At 64.2% G+C, this 19493-nt stretch carries 23 protein-coding genes and 1 tRNA gene; 13 read left to right on the top strand and 11 right to left on the bottom strand.

Annotated features, from left to right (window positions below; translation table 11 throughout):
• Positions 1–1053 precede the first annotated feature (1053 nt).
• Positions 1054–1320: a hypothetical protein gene (locus JQ586_RS30715; RefSeq protein ID WP_212398377.1), complete on the top strand. Its 267-nt coding sequence runs from the start codon at positions 1054–1056 to the stop codon at positions 1318–1320.
• A gap of 77 nt (positions 1321–1397) precedes the next feature.
• On the opposite strand, the gene JQ586_RS30710 is transcribed toward JQ586_RS30715, so the two are convergent.
• The 4 genes from JQ586_RS30710 to JQ586_RS30695 form a co-directional block, all read right to left on the bottom strand.
• Positions 1398–1721 (bottom strand): phytanoyl-CoA dioxygenase family protein, encoded by a 324-nt coding sequence (locus JQ586_RS30710; RefSeq protein ID WP_249148395.1) that lies wholly within the window; start codon positions 1719–1721, stop codon positions 1398–1400.
• Positions 1722–1741: 20 nt separating this feature from the next.
• Positions 1742–2122, bottom strand: a complete 381-nt coding sequence (locus tag JQ586_RS30705; protein WP_212398375.1) for a putative quinol monooxygenase — start codon at positions 2120–2122, stop codon at positions 1742–1744.
• A gap of 73 nt (positions 2123–2195) precedes the next feature.
• Positions 2196–3449, bottom strand: coding sequence for an MFS transporter (locus tag JQ586_RS30700; protein WP_212398374.1), 1254 nt, complete (start codon positions 3447–3449; stop codon positions 2196–2198).
• Positions 3446–3913 (bottom strand): PaaI family thioesterase, encoded by a 468-nt coding sequence (locus tag JQ586_RS30695; RefSeq protein ID WP_249148393.1) that lies wholly within the window; start codon positions 3911–3913, stop codon positions 3446–3448. Before JQ586_RS30695 ends, JQ586_RS30700 begins: the two co-directional genes overlap by 4 nt.
• 147 nt (positions 3914–4060) lie before the next feature.
• On the opposite strand from JQ586_RS30695, the gene gcvA reads away from it, so the two are divergent.
• Both gcvA and JQ586_RS41635 read left to right on the top strand, forming a co-directional pair.
• Complete coding sequence (gene gcvA / locus JQ586_RS30690) at positions 4061–4963, top strand: transcriptional regulator GcvA (protein ID WP_212398372.1); 903 nt, start codon at positions 4061–4063, stop codon at positions 4961–4963.
• A gap of 146 nt (positions 4964–5109) precedes the next feature.
• Positions 5110–5343: a GCG_CRPN prefix-to-repeats domain-containing protein gene (locus tag JQ586_RS41635; RefSeq protein ID WP_409334491.1), complete on the top strand. Its 234-nt coding sequence runs from the start codon at positions 5110–5112 to the stop codon at positions 5341–5343.
• Positions 5344–5361: 18 nt separating this feature from the next.
• On the opposite strand, the gene JQ586_RS30685 is transcribed toward JQ586_RS41635, so the two are convergent.
• Positions 5362–6102 carry a DUF2061 domain-containing protein gene (locus tag JQ586_RS30685; protein ID WP_212398371.1) on the bottom strand — a complete coding sequence of 247 codons (741 nt, stop codon included), beginning with the start codon at positions 6100–6102 and terminating at the stop codon, positions 5362–5364.
• A gap of 383 nt (positions 6103–6485) precedes the next feature.
• Between JQ586_RS30685 and JQ586_RS30680 the strand changes: the two genes are divergently transcribed.
• On the top strand, positions 6486–7013 hold the full coding sequence (locus JQ586_RS30680) for a glycine zipper domain-containing protein (RefSeq protein ID WP_409334490.1): 528 nt from the start codon (positions 6486–6488) through the stop codon (positions 7011–7013).
• Between the two features lie 147 nt (positions 7014–7160).
• Here the strand turns inward: JQ586_RS30680 and JQ586_RS30675 are convergent, their stop codons facing one another.
• Together JQ586_RS30675 and JQ586_RS30670 are read right to left on the bottom strand one after the other, a co-directional pair.
• Positions 7161–7511: a hypothetical protein gene (locus JQ586_RS30675; protein WP_212398369.1), complete on the bottom strand. Its 351-nt coding sequence runs from the start codon at positions 7509–7511 to the stop codon at positions 7161–7163.
• Positions 7512–7680: 169 nt separating this feature from the next.
• Positions 7681–8022, bottom strand: coding sequence for a hypothetical protein (locus JQ586_RS30670; RefSeq protein WP_212398368.1), 342 nt, complete (start codon positions 8020–8022; stop codon positions 7681–7683).
• Here JQ586_RS30670 and JQ586_RS30665 point away from each other — a divergent pair.
• Positions 8015–8374: a hypothetical protein gene (locus tag JQ586_RS30665; protein WP_212398367.1), complete on the top strand. Its 360-nt coding sequence runs from the start codon at positions 8015–8017 to the stop codon at positions 8372–8374. The genes JQ586_RS30670 and JQ586_RS30665 overlap by 8 nt on opposite strands.
• Complete coding sequence (locus tag JQ586_RS30660) at positions 8371–8541, top strand: hypothetical protein (RefSeq protein WP_212398366.1); 171 nt, start codon at positions 8371–8373, stop codon at positions 8539–8541. Before JQ586_RS30665 ends, JQ586_RS30660 begins: the two co-directional genes overlap by 4 nt.
• Positions 8542–8701: 160 nt before the next feature.
• On the opposite strand, the gene JQ586_RS30655 is transcribed toward JQ586_RS30660, so the two are convergent.
• Both JQ586_RS30655 and JQ586_RS30650 read right to left on the bottom strand, forming a co-directional pair.
• Positions 8702–8795, bottom strand: a tRNA-Ser gene (locus JQ586_RS30655).
• Between the two features lie 272 nt (positions 8796–9067).
• Positions 9068–11404 (bottom strand): lytic transglycosylase domain-containing protein, encoded by a 2337-nt coding sequence (locus tag JQ586_RS30650; protein WP_212398402.1) that lies wholly within the window; start codon positions 11402–11404, stop codon positions 9068–9070.
• Positions 11405–11787: 383 nt separating this feature from the next.
• On the opposite strand from JQ586_RS30650, the gene dapA reads away from it, so the two are divergent.
• The 5 genes from dapA to JQ586_RS30625 all read left to right on the top strand — a co-directional run bounded on the left by dapA (position 11788) and on the right by JQ586_RS30625 (position 14954).
• Positions 11788–12678: a 4-hydroxy-tetrahydrodipicolinate synthase gene (dapA, locus tag JQ586_RS30645; RefSeq protein ID WP_212398365.1), complete on the top strand. Its 891-nt coding sequence runs from the start codon at positions 11788–11790 to the stop codon at positions 12676–12678.
• A gap of 56 nt (positions 12679–12734) precedes the next feature.
• Positions 12735–13151, top strand: a complete 417-nt coding sequence (gene mscL, locus JQ586_RS30640; RefSeq protein WP_212398401.1) for a large conductance mechanosensitive channel protein MscL — start codon at positions 12735–12737, stop codon at positions 13149–13151.
• A 1-nt stretch (position 13152) separates the two neighbouring features.
• Positions 13153–13629: an SsrA-binding protein SmpB gene (smpB, locus tag JQ586_RS30635; protein WP_212398364.1), complete on the top strand. Its 477-nt coding sequence runs from the start codon at positions 13153–13155 to the stop codon at positions 13627–13629.
• Between the two features lie 119 nt (positions 13630–13748).
• Positions 13749–14327 carry a peroxiredoxin gene (locus JQ586_RS30630; protein ID WP_212398363.1) on the top strand — a complete coding sequence of 193 codons (579 nt, stop codon included), beginning with the start codon at positions 13749–13751 and terminating at the stop codon, positions 14325–14327.
• Positions 14328–14954 carry a DapH/DapD/GlmU-related protein gene (locus JQ586_RS30625; RefSeq protein ID WP_212398362.1) on the top strand — a complete coding sequence of 209 codons (627 nt, stop codon included), beginning with the start codon at positions 14328–14330 and terminating at the stop codon, positions 14952–14954.
• A gap of 3 nt (positions 14955–14957) precedes the next feature.
• On the opposite strand, the gene JQ586_RS30620 is transcribed toward JQ586_RS30625, so the two are convergent.
• A complete protein-coding gene (locus JQ586_RS30620; RefSeq protein ID WP_212398361.1) occupies positions 14958–15617 on the bottom strand; it encodes a uracil-DNA glycosylase in 660 nt (219 codons plus the stop codon).
• Positions 15598–16236 (bottom strand): NYN domain-containing protein, encoded by a 639-nt coding sequence (locus JQ586_RS30615; RefSeq protein WP_212398360.1) that lies wholly within the window; start codon positions 16234–16236, stop codon positions 15598–15600. Before JQ586_RS30615 ends, JQ586_RS30620 begins: the two co-directional genes overlap by 20 nt.
• Positions 16237–16595: 359 nt before the next feature.
• On the opposite strand from JQ586_RS30615, the gene rpoZ reads away from it, so the two are divergent.
• Both rpoZ and JQ586_RS30605 read left to right on the top strand, forming a co-directional pair.
• Positions 16596–16988 carry a DNA-directed RNA polymerase subunit omega gene (gene rpoZ / locus JQ586_RS30610; RefSeq protein ID WP_024512695.1) on the top strand — a complete coding sequence of 131 codons (393 nt, stop codon included), beginning with the start codon at positions 16596–16598 and terminating at the stop codon, positions 16986–16988.
• Between the two features lie 211 nt (positions 16989–17199).
• Positions 17200–19491, top strand: coding sequence for a bifunctional (p)ppGpp synthetase/guanosine-3',5'-bis(diphosphate) 3'-pyrophosphohydrolase (locus tag JQ586_RS30605; RefSeq protein ID WP_212398359.1), 2292 nt, complete (start codon positions 17200–17202; stop codon positions 19489–19491).
• The last annotated feature ends 2 nt before the right edge of the window (positions 19492–19493 follow it).

Raw genomic sequence — 19493 nt, 5'->3', positions numbered from 1 at the left:
TTTTTTTCGACGTGTTGGTGTATTCGGGATGTCGTGCATCTCGATTCCCGAGTGCGCGCAGCGAAGTAGAGCCATCTCACATACTGGAGGGCAACATGGCTAAGAAGGCTAAGAAGGCGAAGAAGGCGAAGTCCGCAGTGAAGAAGACTGCGAAGAAGACCCGCAAGGTCGCCAAGAAGAAGAAGTAAGCCTCTCGTCTCGAGAGGTTCGCCGGCAGCTTGATGCCGGCACGTCACGAGAGCCACTGGACGAACTGCCGAGAGGCAAACCCCGGCGGCTCTGGTTGACGAAAGAGGGTGTCGGCGAGACATCAGGTCAAACGGCTGGATCGTATTTCGGCAGACTTCGCTCCTGAAAGGGGGCTCGCTCTTCCCAAACCGGTCCGGCAGAAGAAACGAGAGTTTTCTTCGTTCGGTGCGGATTCCATGCGGCTCCGCAATTTCACCGGCGCAAATGCCCAAGTGAGATCTGGCCCTGACGTGTTCGCCGACGCCCTCGTTCCGGCGGCCCGCGCGGTCCGCGCTTGGCGCCCGTTTTCCCAACAGCTAGTCCCCATCGTCGGCGAGCCTGATGGCTCCGTCTTTGCTTGCGGAGCCTGATGGCTCCGTCTTTGCTAGCGCGCCGGTTGGTCCCGTCGGGAACCCGGGACCCGACCATGCGACCCCACCGTCGAGATCGAACCCGTGAGTTCGCAGCCGTAACCGGCCCGCACGGCGTCCGTCTTTGCCCGCGATGGTTATCGTTGTCCGAAACGATGGGGTAAACGAGCGTTCACGAATGCAGAAAAATGCCTGCGGCACAGGCACTTCTGTGATTCCTGGAAACGCCATCCATATCCCGAATTTACATCCCGTTCATCGCGATACTTAAACCGCTCTTCAAATTTGCTGGGCCATGATCGCCTCAACAAGCCGGCAAGCGGCGGGCGCTGATCCAGCGGATCGGCGCGGCGCATGATCCCAAGATCAGCGCGGAGACAGACAGGCGATCTAACAGTGGATGGGGGCCGCGCTCGGGGGAGGGTGGCCAACAACAAAATGGGGAGTTGCGACAGTGTTTCAGGGGTTCATCGATCAGGATACGGCCATTCCGGTTGCAGCGACTGCGATCCAGGACGTGCTGTTCGAACGTGGTCTGTACTGGGCGAGCGGCCGCTCCGGCGTCGTCAACCTCGTCGCGGCGCACAAATGGTTCAACCTTGCTGCCCTAAAGGGCCGCACCGATGCGATCGCGATGCGTCGTGAGGTCGCCGAGCAGATGTCGGATGCCGAGATCTCGACCGCCCAGCGCGAAGCCCGTGCCTGGATGACGACGCACTGAACGGCGTGCCCAGCGCGTCAGACATAGCGTTGAGGAAAAAGGGCGAGCCAACGCACGCCCCCCTGTCCGATGGATCGTCACCTTACGCGGTCAAGCGAGATCCGCGCGGGCTCAAATTCCAGCAGCGGATCCTGCACACAGTCCCGCCATCTGGCGCGATGGTCTTCCGCATGAAGACGGAAATAGACGACGCGTCGGACCACCTCGGACGTGTTTCCACCCATATTGTGGCCGAGCAAGTAGTGCCCGATGAAGAGGTCGCCGGCCCGTCCCAACACCTGTTCCGGTGAGGCCATCGGGTAGGTCGGGTGCTCGATATCGAACAGCGCGTCGGATCCATGCTGACGCAGATACGACGCCGCGACGTAGTGCGAGCCGGGCCAGACCCAGAGATTGCCCATATCGGTCGCCGTCTGGTCGGTCAGGAATATCCCGGCCGTGAACGTCCCCGGACGCCCGCTCGGCACCAGTTGCGCACCTTCGCAGAGCGCGGCTCAGTGGTTATTCCAGATGTCGTTCCGAAGCCGCTGATCGAGGCGGCAATGCAGCGGAGCAGCGCGGGCAACGCTTCGTGCCACGCCTGCCGATACGGCCGTTGAAGCTGCACCTGCAAGACGTCGTCGTGATCCTCCCACGTCTCGTAGAGCATGAAACGGCAATCCGATGCCGGATCGCAATGCAGTACCGCCTCATGAAACATGGGTTCGGATCGCATTGCGTCGAGCACGTCTTGCAGAAGTGCGAGGAAGCGGCTCCGCTGATCCGGGACGACGTTGAATTTGATCAGGTAGGTGACGGCCATTGCGCGGGTTCCGGTCTTCATGAACTGCCTGTTGTGGCAAGTCTGGGCGTCGCGCGGGGGCGGGTCGATTACCTCAGAGGTCATTCAGCGCGAGCGAAACGACCGGCGAGCGGCTTCGCATCGTGGCGGCCGCGATGAGTGCGGCGACCGCATTGGCAGCCGCGCTGATCGCCACCGGGATGAAGTAGCTGTGGCTGATGTCGAAGGCGAAACCGGCTGCGCTCGGGCCCAGCAGCGTCCCGATCGCGACGCTGGTGTAGAGGATGCCGATGATGCCGCCGACGTTGCGGCCGCCGAAATGATCGGTGACGACGGCCGGCAGGATCGCGACCCAGCCGCCGTAGAACAAGCCGAACAGCAACGCGAAGACCGCGAGCGACCGGAACCCGCCGGCTCCGGCCCAGATCGCGAGCGAGACAGCCATCCCGATGTACATCGCGACGAGGAACGTATCGCGGCCGACCCGGTCGGCGATGCCGCCGAGGAAGAAGCGACCCGCGGTGCTGCCGATGCCGATCATCCCGAGCAATAGCACCGCGACACCTGGCGTCACCTGATGGTCGACGGCGTAGGGCACGAGATGCACGAACGGGACGAACACCCCGAATGCGCTGATCAGGCAAGCTGCATAGAGCCCGGCAAAGCGCGCTGTCCGCACCGCCTCGCGGATCGAGACACCCTGACGTGTCGGTGCGGCTGCGCGCGCGTCGAGCGGATCGCCGTCCGGTCCGGTGCCAAAGCGACGCGGATCATCCGCGATCAGGAGCGATGATCCGACGCCGATCGCGGCGGCGCCGATGCCGAGTACGAGATAGGCATCCCGCCAGCCAAGCGTTGCGATCAGCCAGGTCGCGAGCGGCGGCATCACCAGCGTGCCGACACCAATCCCGCTGACGGCCAGCCCCGAGGCAAATCCACGCCGCTTGACGAAGAAGCGTTGCACCGCGCCGAGTGTCGGGACGTAGGCGCAGCCGACGCCGGCCCCGATGCCGATACTGTAGGCGGCGTAGACCTGCACGATGGTCTGGGCCTGGCTTGCGAGGCCAAGGCCAAGTCCGACCAGCACCATCCCGAGGGCACCGAGATTGCGCGCGCCCCAGCGATCGGCGAGGGGACCCGAGATCATGCCGAGGCCGAAATAGAGGAAGCCCGCAAAGGAGAATACCAGCGACACCGAGCCGCGCGAGGCGCCGAAATCGCGTTGCAGGGAATCCACGAACGACGAGAATGTGTAGGCGCTGCCGAAGCCGATGAAGGTCACGACGAAGGCGGCCGCCACGACAAACCAGCCGTAGAACAGTCTTGTCTTTGGAGGGTCAGTGATCACGGCAAGCTTCCCTGCGATTGTTCTGGTGTTGGCGTGCGGCGTGCGGCATCGCCGTGCGGATAGAGCAGCATCTGCGTGCAGCGAAACAGCGCGATGCTCCGTCCCGTGGCTTCGCTGCGGATCTCGGCGTCCCAGACCTGGGTCGTGCGTCCGGAATGGACGAGGCGCGCCTCGCAGCTCACTTGTCCTTCGCGCGTGGTGCCGATGAAGTTGGTCTTCAGCTCACCGGTGGCGAAGCCGTGAGCGCCCTCGGGCAGCGAGGCGAGGCAGCCGAACCCGCACGCGCTGTCGGCCAGTGCGACGATGGTTGCGCCATGCAGATAGCCGTGCGGCGAGAAGTGCTTTGCAGTGACGTCGAAGCGGCCGCGCACGCGACCCGTCTCGACTTCGAGCCATTGAAACTCCAGCACTCCGGGCAGGCTGCCCGCCTGCGACGCGTTGATCCGATCCGCCAGGCTGCTCATGCAGGCGCCCCTCATATGAAGTAGATAATCTAATCTTCCGATGCCGTCGCCCGGCGTTGACGAGGCTCAGATGTGCCAGATATGCTAACGAAACATGAGGTTCGCAAACGAGAAATTCTGCGCAATTGGAGTTAGAAAATCTAAATCGTGAATGACCGGCTTCCACCCCTCAATGCCCTCAAGGCATTCGAATCCGCCGCTCGCCATCTGTCGGTGAAACTCGCGGCCGAGGAGCTTTGCGTGACGCCGGGTGCCGTGAGCCAGATGCTGAAGACGCTCGAGAGCCATCTCGGCATCAAACTGTTCGAGCGCGTGCCGCGTGGCATCTATCTCACCGACGCCGGCCGCGATTATCTGCCGTCGATCCGCAATGCGTTTCGGCAGATCGCGGAGGCGTCGCGCCGCGTCGCTGCGTCGACCGACGTCGGCACGCTCACCGTCAGCGTCACGCCGTTCTTTGCGTCGGCCTGGCTGGTGCCGCGCCTCGCATCGTTTCAGGACGCACATCCCGAGATCGATCTGCAGATCGTCACGAGCAGCGCGCTGGTCGATTTTTCGCGCAGCGGCATCGACGTCGCGGTGCGCCATGGTCTCGGCCGCTATCCGGGCCTGCGCAGCGACCGTGTCGTCACGGTCGAGATGGTGGCGGTCGCAGCGCCATCACTCGTCGCGCGCCTCGGGCGCCCGACATCACCGTCCGATCTCGCGCGCTGGCCGCAGGTGCATGATGCCGATCGGAAGGGCTGGAGCCTGTGGTTTCAGAGCAACGGCGTCGACGAGGTTCGTGCGCCGCGCGGGCCGTCATTCGACGACACTGGTCTGCTTCTGACCGCCGTGCTTTCGGGACAGGGGACTGGCCTGCTGCCGGCGGCGATGGTTGCGAATGAAATCGCCGGCGGCCAGTTGGTCCAATTGCTGGAGACTGCGCAGATGGAGGAGTTCGCGTATTACCTCGTCTGCCCCGACAACAGGCAAGGGCTTCCGAAGATCGTCGCATTCAGGGAGTGGATCCTCGGGCCGATCGCGCAATCGGCCCATGCCGACAGATAGCTGAACATTGCCGGCGCTCGACGCACGGAGGCGTCTGACGTCCGTAGACGCAAGGCCTGGAACTCGATCGGCACCTGCACCGTTGACGGCCTGTTCGAACGGCGCGTCGAGGCTTCGGCGCCGGCTCAGCGGGCAGGGAGGCTCACATGAAAGTTCTGGTGACGGCAGTCGCGATGCTGATGCTGGGCGCGGGCTCGGCTGCTGCGTTCGAAGGATGCGGGCCCGGCTGCCACGCGACGGTCTACGGCGCGTGCGTCGTCGATGGCTGGGGGACCGGAGCGCAGGTCAGGAATGAATGCCCGGCTGGAGCCCGGCCGCGTCCCCGATGTCCCGCGGACTTCGTCTGGAATCCGCAGATGCGTGCCTGCTTCCAGAGATAGCGCGAGCAAGCAGCGAGATCAGCCCGGCGCCGGCAGGAGGCGGGTCTGCATCGGCTCGTCGGGCGCCCGCGCGGCTCTCGACGTGAAATATTCCCAGGTCTTCTCATGGCCGAAATAAACAAACGGGCCGAGGATGAAGCCAGAGGCCGACAGGATCTTTGCTTCGGCGACGTTGCGCACCACCGCATAGTTGGTGGTGAAGTCCACCACGGTTGCGATCGCCCGGTAGGTGATCGTCTTGGCCAGCGCGCGGCTGATCGTGGTGCCGGTGTCGCCGGCTGATCGTGCGTCTCCTGCGGATGAGTCAAGCGGGCCCGGCTCGACCGCGGTGTCGGAGGACTTGAAGTAGTTCCAGGCGGTTTCATGGGCGAGATAGAACAGCGGGCCGGCCACCAGGTTGAAGGATGAAAGACCGGCCGCGGTAGCGAGCTCGCCGATCACCAGGTAATTCGTGGTGAAGTCGAGGCTCGTGACGATGATCCGGAATGTAATGGTCTTCGCGACCGTCTGCCCCAGCGCGAGCTTCGGCAGCAGCCTGATCGACGGCGGCCTGACCGGAAGCCTGCTCAGCAAAGACGCCGCGGGCGCTGTTTCCCTGCGCGGCTTTGTCCCGGACTTTCGCTTCCGCCGACGCAAGCCGGGCAGGTAGCTCGGCGCGAGCATGGCGGCGCCGCCGATCAGAACTCCCGGAACGAGCGCCACCTCGATAAGGGCGGCTCCCGCGATGACGGCCAGCCCGACGGTCAAATATTGCTTCATGGCCTCGCCCTCTCGGCGGCTCGGGCGGGGACGATAGCCACGTTGCGTGTAAGAAAAATGTCGCATTCCGGCCCGGTGCTGCAGGTGATCGACCTGCCTTTGCCCGGTCTCGACGGCTTTGGTCTGACAGATTTGTAACGAGACAAGACTCACGGACCCTGCGAGAGTCCGCAGCAAACGCGGCCAGCTTTTCGAGGGGGTCTCACATGAATACGTTCGGGCGCTGTGGCATTGTGTTGTCAGCCCTCGCGCTATTTTCGCTGCCGGCGCAGGCGCAGGAACACATGGCGCCGGGCGGGGCGGCTCCTCACGCTGCGAGACCGGCGCCCGCCCGGCCCGCGCCGGGAAGGGGACCGCATGACGCGAGATTTGCGCATGGCGCCTTGCCCGCTCGCAATTTCGGCGGACACGCGTATCACGGTCGTCTCGCCTGGGAGGGCGGCCGCTGGCGCCACGAGATGCATAATGGACGCATGGGCTGGTGGTGGGATGTGGGCGGCGTCTGGTACTTCTACCCGCAGCCGATGGAAGGACCGCCCGCCTACGTCTCCGACGTCGAGGTTTACGATGACGCCGGCGGTCCCGATGGGCCGCCCGTGGCCGACGGCTATCCGCCGCCTGGAGGATACCCGCCGCCCGCTGGTGCTTACGCGCCGCCACCTCCGCCGCCGCCAGCGCCGGACCCTGCCGCGAGCATCGTCGGAGGTGCCGTCGTGGGTGGACTGCTCGGCGGTCTTATTTCGGGCAGGCCCGTTGGTGCGGCCGTCGGCGCGGTCACAGGCGCGACGGCCGGCGCGATCGTGGGTGCTCAGGCGACGCGGCGGCCCGGATACTATTGGTCGCAGGGCTCCTGCTATTATCGCTATCCGTCGGGACAATACGCTCCAGTCGATCCCGCCTATTGCGGGTAACGCCAGGCGAGGCGCGGGGACGGCGCTCGTTCATCGAGATTGCGCGTCAGCGATGCCGGAGGCCGCCTTGCCGGCGGCCTCGATCTCGTAGCCTGCCTCGCGGAATGTCCGGGACGACCTCCGCACCCGCGTCGCGTGCTCGCTGATTCAGGGTATCGATCCGGTGATGTCTTGCGCCGACGCGCGTTCAAGGCAGCCGCGACAGATCACGAGTTTTGAGCGTATCAATCGATCGTTCTCGGCTTCGATCTCGTCGTGCACAGCCCACCATGCTGCGGAATACGGCCGCAAGGTAGCGAGCACCTTCTCGCGCTGACTGTTCGGATCGCTGGCGAGGACGGTTTTCTCCTTCACATGGGGCCTGGTGACGGCGGCCGGATGATTGGGGTCTCGGCCCAGTCCGTCCCAGGCGAACTCGCCTGGCCTGATCGCGGGCGTCGACGCGCAGCCGGCGAGGGCGAAGGCGACAATCAGTATGCTGAGGGTGTTTCTGGACATAGTGCGACTCGTTGAACGCGGCACGAGTCACAAGGGTCCGCAACGGGACCCTAGAGTTCGAAAATGACTGAACGATTAACGCCGGCAGGCGGCTTGAGCATCGAGCCGCAATGGGAGCGCGTGATCGACGACGAGGCGCACCATTCGCTACTAGGCTTGTGTTGTTGCCCTATCCGGCGGCGATGTCATGTCCTCCGACGACACCCGTTGACACCAGCGTCTCGAAATACTCGACTTTCAAATCATAGGATTTGAGCAGCTTCTGGGTACTCGGCTTGACGACAGCGTCGTCGAAATCGCCCTTCATGAAGTGGCCGGCCGACGACATGTCTTGCCAGAAACTCATGACGACGAGTTCGTTGTCAGTCCCTTTCACCTTTCGAGCCAGGGTTGCACCGAGATGACCGGGCAGTTCCGCCATTTCGACAAACGTCGTCTTCCTGAGGTGATCCGTATACGCCGCGAGGACGTCATCGGAGCCGGCGAAGGCCCGCCACGAACGAATGATCATTGCTCGTATTCTCCCGCAGTTGACTGTGTCGATGGATGAAAGGCGCTTCCGGGGTCCCCGTCGGATCATCGATCAAACGGTGAAAGAGGGCGAGGGTAAAGATCATCGCTCCACCGATCGGCGACCGCGTGGCGGCAGCCACGAGCTGGATCAGGGAGCTGTGGAGTTCTGCAACAAGCGGGCGAGCGTCGGCATGACACGCCCCGGCGCTCGCGGCGCGCTGATCTATTGCGCCGACTATGGCTCTGTTTACGCGTGTGACGCACGTCACAGCGACCGTCGCTTGGAGTTCGTATCCATCCAGCACCGGGTGGCAATGGAGCCGCCGGCAACAGAGAGGAAGCACAGATGAAGACGACCAGCATTCGTGACCTGTCGACCGCCGAGCTCGAAGCAGTTTCGGGAGGTGCGCCGATCAGTGTTCCTGCAAATGCGTTCGACAAGCTGCTTGCGTCGATCGACAAGAATCTCGAGATGGTGAAGCAGCTGAAGCCGGGCGGTTACCTTCCTCCCGGCTAAGGCAGTGGGGTCTTTCCCGGCAGTTCGATGCAGTCGAAGAACTGCCGGGACCAGCCTCATGCGAACAGGTCAGCGCGTCCAGTTCGGAAGTCGACCCGCCGACAGCCTCCGACGCCACCGCGCGCGTCGCGCTTGATAATCCTTCGGAAAATGCGAAATCTGGCGGAGACGGAGGGATTCGAACCCTCGATAGGCCTTTACAAGCCTATAACGGTTTAGCAAACCGCCGCCTTCAGCCACTCGGCCACGTCTCCAATGCCGCCGATATGCCCGAGAGGGCGCTGAGCCGCAAGGTGCAGTTTGGGATTGTGGCAAGGTGATTTGGTGGCAGCCCGTTCTCACGCCGCGGTTCGGGCGTCGCGGGATCGGCCTCAAACGGGCCGTGAGCCCCTGTTTCGGGGCATGACGATGCGCTCGGCTCGCGTTGCCGTTGCGAAAATACCATTTATGACAATGGCTTATGCAAAGATCTGCCGGCGCTGCCCACATTCTGGCGGTTCGCCTGTCGAAAACCCGCCGCCGCGGGTCATTCCAGGCTGCTGCCGCGGCGCAGGTCGGCTTCGATCTGGAGCCGCGTCCCGCCACCGAAGCGCGCGCGATAGACCTGGAGGTTCTCCATGATCCGCTGCACGTAATTGCGGGTCTCCGAGAATGGAATCAGCTCGACCCAGTCGACCGCATCGACCTTCGGATCGCGCGGATCGCCGTAGCGCTCGATCCACTTCTTCACGCTGCCGCGGCCGGCATTGTAGGCGGCGAAGGTCAGGATGTAGGAGCCGCGATAATCCTCGAGCAGGCCGCCGAGCTCGGCCGCGCCGAGCGCCGCGTTGTAGACCGGATCGGTTTTCATCCGGCTGAGGTCGAAGGCGATGCCGGCGCGCTTGCAGACATAGCGGCCGGCTTCCGGCGTTACCTGCATCAGGCCATAGGCCTGCGCCGGTGAGACCACGGCGGGATTGAACGCGCTCTCCTGGCGCGCGATGGCGTAGACGATGCTGGGCTCGACCTCCGGTCCGACCTGCCGGAACGCGGGAATGCCGTTGACCGGGTAGGCGTAGTGGTCGAACGGCAGTCCGCGGTTGAGCGCCGACTTGCCGAGCAGCAGCATGCCGCGCGCATCACCATGGCGCGCCGTCAATTCGCCGAGCCCCGCCAGCGCCTCCGGGTCGCCATTGTCGCCCATGTCGCTGAAGACCGGGATCGCGAGCTCGCGCTGGTCGATCTCATAGAGCAGCGCCACCGCGCGCACGATCTCGAGCCGCTCGGCGCCGCGGCCGCGCGGCGCGCCATTGAGCTCGATCTGCGGCAGGCCGAGCTTGGCACGCGCGAGTTGTCCGTAATAGCTGGTCGACTGCTCGGCCGCGCGTGCATAGGCGGCGCGCGCCTCCTGGCTGCGGCCGGCGGCCTCTGCGGCGCGGCCTTGCCAGTAGCCGGCACGCGCGAGCGCAGTCGGATTGGCGCTGCCGACGCCGATCCGCTCGAAGTGCTCCAGGGCCAGCGAGGGGTCGTTGAGGAAGCGCAGCGCGATCCAGCCCGAGGTGAACTCCTGCTCGGTCTTGTAGATGTCGCGGGCGGGCAGGGCCGCATCGCGCGCGATCAGATAGGCGGTGCGATACTCGCCGGCATCGATCATCTTGCGCGCCAGGAGCCGGCGCTCGACCCACCATTCGTCGACGTTGAACAGTCGCGCCGGCTCCTTCGGCGCGCTCATCATCAGTTGCGCGGCTTCGGTGAACTTCTCCTCGCGGCGGAGCAGCTGGATCTTCGCGAACAGATAGCTGGTGTCGCCGGACAGCTCGCGCGGTACGTCCTGGAGCAAGGCGCGCAGGTTCGAATCCTTGCGGTTGGCCGCGATGCGCGCTTTCGCCAGCGCAACGTAGCCCGAGCCGAGCCGCCTGGCCTCGCGCATGCCGGCGGCCTCGTTGTCGGTACCATAGAGCATCGTGTCCATGCGCGCCTTGTGGTCGCCGCCGGTGAGCAGCGAGCCGAACAGGTCGAGCGCGGTGGTCTCGGTCTCCTCGCTCATGCCGTCGTTGCGCCAGGCCTCGCGCACCAGCCGCTCGGCATTGGCGCGATCACCTCGCGCGATCATTGCCTTGGCGAGCGCGAAGCGGCCCTTGGCCGAAACCGGCGATTCATTCTGGAACCAGGCCCAGACCGCGGAATCGTCGCGATGGTCGTCCCACAATGCCGCCTCGAGACGTCGGCGCAGGAAGGTCTGCGACGGCCAGCTCGGATTGGCCTCGATGAAGGCGCGGTAGCGCTCGACCGAAGCACCATTGTCCTCGCTGCGCAGGATCAGCCACTCGGCGAGCTTGCGCGCCACCGGATCCGAGATCGAGGCCTCGGCCTGGGTGGCGTCGTCGGGCTTGCGCTTGCGCAGCAGGTCGACGACGGTCTCGAGCGTCTCCTTGTCGGCCTGCGATGTCGACGATGTCGCGGCCACTGCCGCCGGCGTCACCGGCTTGCGCACCACCGGTGCTGCGTGCTGGCGGGTCGCCGGGACCAGTGCGGGCGCGACGGCCCTCGCGGGAGCCGGCTTTTTCGGCAAGGCTGCAGTGGTTCTGGAGGCGGTGGCCGTGGCTTTGGACGCGCCAGTCTTGGTCGCCTCAGCCTTGGCAGCTTCAGCCTTGGCAGGGCCAGATTTGGAGGTGCTTGTCTTGACGGGAGCTGGCTTGACGGGAGTTGGCTTGGCGGAAGTCGGCTTGGCGGGCGTTGCCTTTGCGGTGCCGGACTTGGATGCGTCGCTCTTCTTGGCTGGAGTCTTGGTGGCAGGATTTTTGGCCGCGGCGGCCTTGGGAGCTGCGCTGTGGGCGGCCGGATCAGGCGCTGGAACCTCCGCAGCGGCCCGGGCACCGGCCATCGAGACGGCAAAACCGATCCCAAACACCAGACTGGTGGCCAGCGCCGTCGATCGCAATGTAGCTACGCTGAAGGAACGGATCACAGCGGTCCCCTGCGGTCCCGAATCACCTGATCGTTCGGGCCATCGGCTCTTATCCGATTGAAAATGTCGACAAAATACTAAGAACCTCGCCGGTGCGGCTGTTTGCGCCAGCACAACGGCAAAATCGCGGCCGGGAGGGGTGTTCCAGTAAGCGGAATACCGTTGGGAATAGGTACGGCGCGGCCCTTTCACCTCTCCGTCAGACCCGATATGAATTGCCTTTCATGGCGTTCTGAAAGCACGCCAGGAACGAAGGTCCGTCGACCTGGCCTTAGGCCTGAAGCGTTTGGAGGAAATCCATGGCAGCCAAGACAAAATTCCGGGGGTCATTCACTGCCTTGGTGACACCCTTCAAGAACGGATCGGTGGACGAGGCCGCGTTCCGCAGCCTCGTGAACTGGCAGATCTCCGAAGGCACGCACGGCCTCGTGCCGGTCGGCACCACCGGCGAGAGCCCGACACTCAGCCATGACGAGCACAAGCGGGTCGTCGAATGGTGTGTCGAGGAGGCGAGGGGCCGCGTGCCCGTGATCGCCGGCGCCGGCTCGAACTCGACCCAGGAAGCCATCGAACTGTCCGAGCACGCCGAGAAGGCCGGAGCGACGGCGGTGCTGATCGTGACGCCCTACTACAACAAGCCGACCCAGGAAGGCCTGTACCAGCACTTCAAGGCGATCAACGATGCGATCGGCATTCCGATCATCATCTACAACATTCCGCCGCGCTCGGTGATCGACATGTCGGTCGACACCATGAAGCGGCTGTTCGAGCTGAAGAACATCGCCGGCGTCAAGGACGCGACCGCGAGCATGGTGCGGGTCTCGCAGCAGCGCGCCGCGATGGGCGAGGATTTCAACCAATTGTCGGGCGAGGACGCGACCATCCTCGGTTATATGGCGCATGGCGGACACGGCTGCATCTCGGTGACCTCGAACGTTGCGCCGCGGCTGTGCGCGGAGTTCCAGGCGGCCTGGCAGAAGGGCGACGCGGCCACGGCACTCAGGATTCACGACAAGCTGATGCCGCTGCACACCAACCTGTTCATCGAGAGCAACCCGGCACCGGTCAAATACGCGATGTCATTGCTTGGCAAGATGGACGAGAGGCTGCGGCTGCCGATGGTGCCGGTCGCCGAATCGACCCGTGCCGCCGTCCGCAGCGCCATGGTCCATGCCGGTTTGATCAACTGAGGGAAGTGGGATCCGCCGTGAGCACAGTGCGCAATGTCGAAGAGAAGGGGAAGGGAATGCTGAAGGAATTCCGTGACTTCGCCATGAAGGGCAACGTCGTCGACCTCGCTGTCGCCGTCATCATCGGTGCGGCATTCGGTGCGATCGTCACCTCGCTGGTCGGCGACATCATCATGCCGATCATCGGCGCGATCACCGGCGGCCTCGACTTCTCCAACTATTACATCCCGCTCTCCGCGAAGGTGACGGCCAGCAATCTGGCCGACGCCAAGAAGCAGGGCGCGGTGCTTGCCTACGGCAACTTCCTGACGCTGACCATCAATTTCCTGATCGTCGCCGTCGTGCTGTTCCTCGTAATCCGCGTGATGAGCCAGTTCAAGCGCAAGGAAGAAGCGAAGCCTGCGGAGCCGCCGAAGCCAACCGCAGAGGTCGTGCTGCTGACGGAAATCCGCGACCTCCTCAAGAAGAGCTAAAGTGGCCGCCGACAAGAACGAACGCCCGATCAAGGTTGTCGCCGAGAACCGCAAGGCCCGCTTCAACTACGCAATCGAGGACACGGTCGAGGCCGGCATCTCGCTGACCGGCACGGAGGTGAAGTCGATCCGCAGCGGCAAGAGCACGATCGCGGAGTCCTATGCGGATTCCAAGAACGGCGAGCTGTGGCTGATCAACGCCAACATCCCGGAATATTTGCAGGCCAACCGCTTCAACCACGAGCCGAAACGGCCGCGCAAGCTGCTGTTGCATCGCAAGCAGATCAACAAGCTGCTCGGCGCGGTCGACCGCGAGGGCATGACGCTCATTCCGCTCAAGCTCTATTTCAACGAGCGCGGCCGCGCCAAGCTGCTGCTCGCGGTTGCCAAGGGCAAGAAGCTTCACGACAAGCGCGAGACGGTCAAGAAGCGCGACTGGGGCCGCGAGAAGGGCCGCCTGATGCGGGCGCGGGGGTAGAACTTTTGTCCTTGCCGGCATTGCGAGCGAACCGAAGCAATCCATCTTTGAGAAAGACCGAAGATGGATCGCTTCGTCGCAAACGCTACTCGCGATGACGGCCGATGGAGGTTGGTGCGATGACCCAGAGCAGCCTTACCGACGTCGACTGGAGCAAGATCCCGGCGCCCGTGGATGACGGCGAAGCGGCGCACCTGAAGGGCATGAAGCTCCCGCCGCTCAGCCTGCGCGCCACCAACGACACCACGGTCACGTTGTCTGCGCTCGACGGCCGCACCGTGGTGTTCGCCTATCCGCGAACCGGCGAGCCGGGCAAGATCGGGTTGGTCGACGACTGGGACATGATCCCCGGCGCCCGCGGTTGCACGCCGCAGGCCTGCTCGTTCCGTGACCTGTTCGCCGAGCTGAAGGCAGCCGGCGCCGCGCAGGTGTTCGGCCTGTCGACGCAGAGCAACGCGTACCAGACGGAAATGGCGTCGCGATTGCACCTTCCGTTCCCGGTGTTGTCGGATGAGGCGCTGGAGCTGACCCGGGCATTGAAATTGCCGACCCTGTCGGTTGCAGGGCTGACGCTGATCAAGCGGCTGGTGCTCGTAATCGACGACGGGCGCATCACACACGTATTCTACCCGGTGTTTCCGCCCGACCGCAGCGCCGGCGACGTGCTGGATTGGCTCCGGGAAAACCCGGTCGAGTAGATGTCGGGAACAGCGGTGATTGACGAGTACATCAGTGGATTTGGCTCGTCCGTGCTCGGAGGATTTGCCGAGTGCATGCCCTGGGAGTTGACCCTCGGCTCGGTTGGAATTGTCGAGCGGCTGCTGAGCGGCCTTCGCGACGGCTACGCGATCGCGGGCGGCGTCGCCGTGCATCACACGTCAACCGTCGAGAATGGGGCGGTCCTGAAGGGCCCGGCCATCATCGGCCCAGACTGCTTCATTGCGGCAGGCGCCTACGTCCGCGGGGGTTGTTGGCTGGAAGCGGGTTGCATTCTCGGGCCTGGAGCCGAACTGAAGTCATCATTCGTGTTCCGTGGCTCGAAGCTTGCTCATTTCAATTTCGTCGGCGACAGCCTTCTCGGCAGCGGGGTCAACCTCGAGGCAGGGTCGATTATCGCCAATTACCGAAACGAATGGCCGAGGCCGGCGATTTCGTTCTTCCACCACGGCAGACGTCTCGAGACCGGAGCGGAAAAGTTTGGCGCCCTGGTTGGCGACCGAACACGGATCGGCGCCAACGCCGTCATCGCCCCGGGCGCAATCCTGGCACAATCAACGGTTGTGAAGCGCCTATCGCTGATTGATCAGGCGGTCGAGCAGGGCTGACGATCAGCCGAGATCTTTCCGAACGTTCGCGAACACGCTGCGGAACATGTCCGATGTCAGCACGCCCGTGTTCGTGTTGTAGCGCGAGCAGTGGTAGCTGTCGTACAGCTTGAAATTGCCGGCCATATGCACGGCACCGTGCGCAAAGGGGGCGGCAGCCAGCCGGAGCCCCAGCGCCTTCACGGTCGATTCGTGGGCGATGCGTCCGAGCAGCACGATCGCGCGCACCTTCGGCATCGCAGCGATGGTCGCGGCCAGGAATTGCCGGCAGGTGTTGATCTCGACCGGCAGCGGCTTGTTCTGCGGCGGCACGCACCGCACTGCGTTGCTGATCCGGCAGTCGACCAGCTGCAGCCCGTCGTCCGGTCGCGCCCGATAGACGCCGCTGGCAAAGCCGTATTCGAGCAAGGTCGCGTAGAGCAGGTCGCCGGCGTAATCCCCTGTGAAGGGACGGCCGGTGCGGTTGGCGCCCTGCATTCCCGGCGCAAGTCCGACGATCAACAGCCGCGCCTTGGCGTCGCCGAACGAATCGACCGGCGCGTTGAACCAGCCTGGCTCGCGCGCGCGGGTCTGGGCGCGGAAGTCGGCCAACCGCGGACAGAGCGGGCAGTTGCGATCAGGTACGACAGCAGGAGTGACGAAATTACTCGTCGAAATCGTCATCGGCCGACCGTGGCGCCACGGTGGTGGTGGTCGCGCGCTGCAGGAATTGCGGGGAGTGATGACGCGGCTCGCGTGGGGCCGGGCGCTCAGACGGGTCGCGGCCGAGCTTGGACTGCAATTCCACGAGATCGGTGAAGACGTCGGCCTGGCGGCGCAGCTCGTCGGCGATCATCGGCGGCTGGCTGGCGATGGTCGAGATCACGGTGACGCGGACGCCGCGGCGCTGCACGGCCTCGACCAGCGAGCGGAAATCGCCGTCGCCGGAGAACAGGATCATCTGGTCGATGTGCTCGGCCAGCTCCATGGCATCGACCGCGAGCTCGATGTCCATGTTGCCCTTGACCTTGCGGCGGCCGCTGGCGTCGATGAACTCCTTGGTGGCCTTGGTAACGACGGTGTAGCCGTTGTAGTCGAGCCAATCGATCAGCGGACGTATCGACGAATACTCCTGATCCTCGATGATCGCGGTGTAGTAGAACGCGCGCAGCAGCGTGCCGCGGCCCTGGAATTCCTTGAGCAGGCGCTTGTAGTCGATGTCGAACCCGAGCGTCTTGGCGGTGGCGTAAAGATTGGCGCCGTCGATGAAGAGCGCGATCTTGTTGGAAACTGGTGACGACATCAAAGTGTTCTCGCGTGGTTGTTAGTGTTATTAGCGCAGCGGCATTCGACCGCGCGCAATTTCCTGCGTTGCTGCCTAAAGTTCGGTGAATCTTCCCCACGACAGTCACCACCGCAATTATGGTGAGGCGAGGGCAAAAAGCCTAGACTTTTGACATGTCAAAGGAGAGATTTACTTGTCCCGCACGGCAACCAGGCCATGTCGTCAGACGCTCCGGCCGTTCTGGCCCCGGCCAATGGGGTTATCAGAGCCTGTTGGGAAGGCAAATCACAAATTTTGCCTTGCGAAACGTCGGCCGGGCCTATAACTAACGCTCATAACCAACATGTTCGGTCCCTTTTACCACGGAGCGCCTCTAGATGGCTCGCGTCACCGTTGAAGATTGCATTGATAAGGTCGACAATCGCTTCGACCTGGTTCTGCTGGCCGCGCATCGCGCCCGGATGATTTCTTCAGGCTCGCAACTCACGGTTGATCGCGACAACGACAAGAATCCGGTCGTCTCCCTGCGCGAGATCGCCGACTCCACGATCTCGCCGGAAGACCTGCGCGAGGAACTGGTGCACTCCCTGCAGAAGTTCGTCGAGGTCGACGAGCCCGAGCCGGACACCGTGCCGCTGATCGGTTCCGCCGGCGCCAGCGTCGATGCCGACGACACCGAGGTGGCGGTCGAGCGCATGACCGAAGAAGAGCTGTTGAAGGGCCTGGAGGGTCTGGCCCCGCCGGAAGAGCAGCCCGAAGAGGACGAATAGGGCGAACGCCAAGGTCCCGCTTTCAGAGATTCCTGCCAAAGGCCCGGGCATTGCTCCGGGCCTTTGCTTTTGTTGACAATTTCGTTGTTACGATGCGTCCTAGGGGGACGCGGGAAATTGAACGTTTCTGACCCCGCGCAGGGTGCAGCTTCGGTCCGGGGCGCACTAGATTGATCAGGGGGGCCGTTGGCCCGCGGGAGGCAGTGAGATCATGGCGTATCGACGCCGCAGTTCCAGCCAGATGCAGGCTGCGACCGAGACGGTCGCGGTGGCACCGGCGTCGTCTGCGGTGGAGAGGGTGGCCAAGCCGCGCACACGGATGATGCGGCAATACGACCTTGTCGAGCGCGTCCGCTCCTACAACCCCGACACCAACGAGGACCTGCTCAACCGCGCCTATGTTTACGCCATGAAGGCGCATGGCACCCAGACGCGTGCCTCCGGCGACCCTTATTTCTCGCATCCGCTCGAGGTCGCCGCGATCCTGACCAACCTCAAGCTCGACGACGCCACGATCGTGGCTGCGCTGCTGCACGACACGATCGAGGACACCGAGGCGACGCGGGCCGAGATCGACCACGTGTTCGGCCACGAGATCGGCGCGCTGGTCGAGGGGCTGACCAAGCTGAAGCGGCTGGAGCTGGTGTCGCGCGAGGCCAAGCAGGCCGAGAACCTGCGCAAGCTGCTGCTGGCGATCGCCGACGACGTCCGGGTGCTCCTGATCAAGCTCGCCGACCGGCTGCACAACATGCGCACGCTGGAGTTCGTGCCGCCGGCCTCGCGCCGCCGCATTGCCGAGGAGACACTCGACATCTACGCGCCGCTCGCCGGCCGCATGGGTATGCAGGAAATGCGCGGGGAGCTGGAGGACCTCTCCTTCTTCGTGCTCGATCCCGAGGCCTATGCGGTGGTCAAGCAGCGCCTCGACGCGCTCGCCGACCGCAACCGCAACCTGATCGGCGAAATCGAAACCCAGCTCTCGAAGAACCTGCAGAAGAACGGCATCACCGCGCGGGTTTTCGGCCGCCGCAAGCAGCCGTTCTCGATCTGGACCAAGATGGAGCGCAAGTCGGTCGGCTTCGAGCAGCTCTCCGACATCTACGGCTTCCGTGTCATCCTCGAAGACGTCGGCGCCTGCTACCGCGCGCTCGGGGTTGTGCACACGACCTGGCCGGTCGTGCCGGGGCGCTTCAAGGATTACATCTCGACGCCGAAGCAGAACGACTATCGCTCGATCCACACCACGGTGATCGGACCCGGCAAGCAGCGCGTCGAGCTGCAGATCCGGACCGAGGACATGAACCAGATCGCCGAGTTCGGTATCGCGGCCCACGCCTTCTACAAGGAAGGGGCGGGCTCGCCGCACGAGCGGCTGAAGCACGAATCCAACGCCTTCGCCTGGCTGCGCCACACCATCGGTATCCTCTCGGACAGCGCCAATCCGGAGGAATTCCTCGAGCACACCAAGCTCGAACTGTTTCACGACCAGGTGTTCTGCTTCACGCCGAAGGGCAAGCTGATCGCTCTGCCGCGCAAGGCCAACGTGATCGACTTCGCCTATGCGGTTCACACCGCCGTCGGCCATAGCGCGGTGGGCTGCAAGATCAACGGCAAGTTCGCGCCGCTGTCGTCCGAGCTGCAGAACGGCGACGAGGTCGAGGTCTTGACCTCGAAGGCCCAGTCGGCCCCGCCGTCGGCCTGGGAGGTCCTCGCCGTCACGGGCAAGGCGCGCGCGGCGATCCGGCGCGCCACCCGCGACGCGGTGCGCGACCAGTATGCCGGCCTCGGGCGCCGCATAGTCGACCGCCTGTTCGCCCGCGCCAAGATCGAATATGCCGACGACAAGCTGAAGGGCGCGCTGCCGCGGCTGGCGCGCACCTCGATCGAGGACGTGATGGCCTCGGTCGGGCGCGGCGAGATCAAGGCGTCCGACGTCGCGCGCGCGATGTATCCCGACTACAAGGAAGAGCGGCTCGTCCGCTACGGTGCCAAGAAGGGACTCGCTGCCAAGCTGAAGACACAGGCGACGCCGCATCCGGCGCGTGCGGCCTCGGTGATCCCGGTCCGCGGCATCAACTCCGAACTGCCGGTGAAGTTCGCGCCCAACGGCGGCGCTGTGCCGGGCGATCGCATCGTCGGCATCGTCACGCCGGGCGAGGGGATCACGATCTACCCGATCCAGTCGCCGGCGCTGAAGGATTTCGAGGAGGAGCCGGAGCGCTGGCTGGATGTGCGCTGGGACATCGACGAGACCATGCCGCAGCGTTTCCCGGCGCGGATCCTGATTCACAATGTCAATGAGCCCGGCAGCCTCGCCCAGATCGCCACCGTGATCGCCGAGCACGACGGCAACATCGACAACATCCACATGTCGCGTCGCTCCCCCGATTTCACGGAGCTGACCATCGACCTCGAGGTCTATGACCTCAAGCATCTCAGCGCTATCATTGCCCAGTTGCGGGCCAAGGCCGTTGTCGCGCGGGTCGAGCGCGTCAACGGATAGGT

Source organism: Bradyrhizobium jicamae (assembly GCF_018130215.1).
GTDB lineage: Bacteria > Pseudomonadota > Alphaproteobacteria > Rhizobiales > Xanthobacteraceae > Bradyrhizobium > Bradyrhizobium jicamae_A.
Note: the sequence above shows the minus strand (reverse complement) of the source record. Positions and strands in the feature narration are given on the sequence as shown.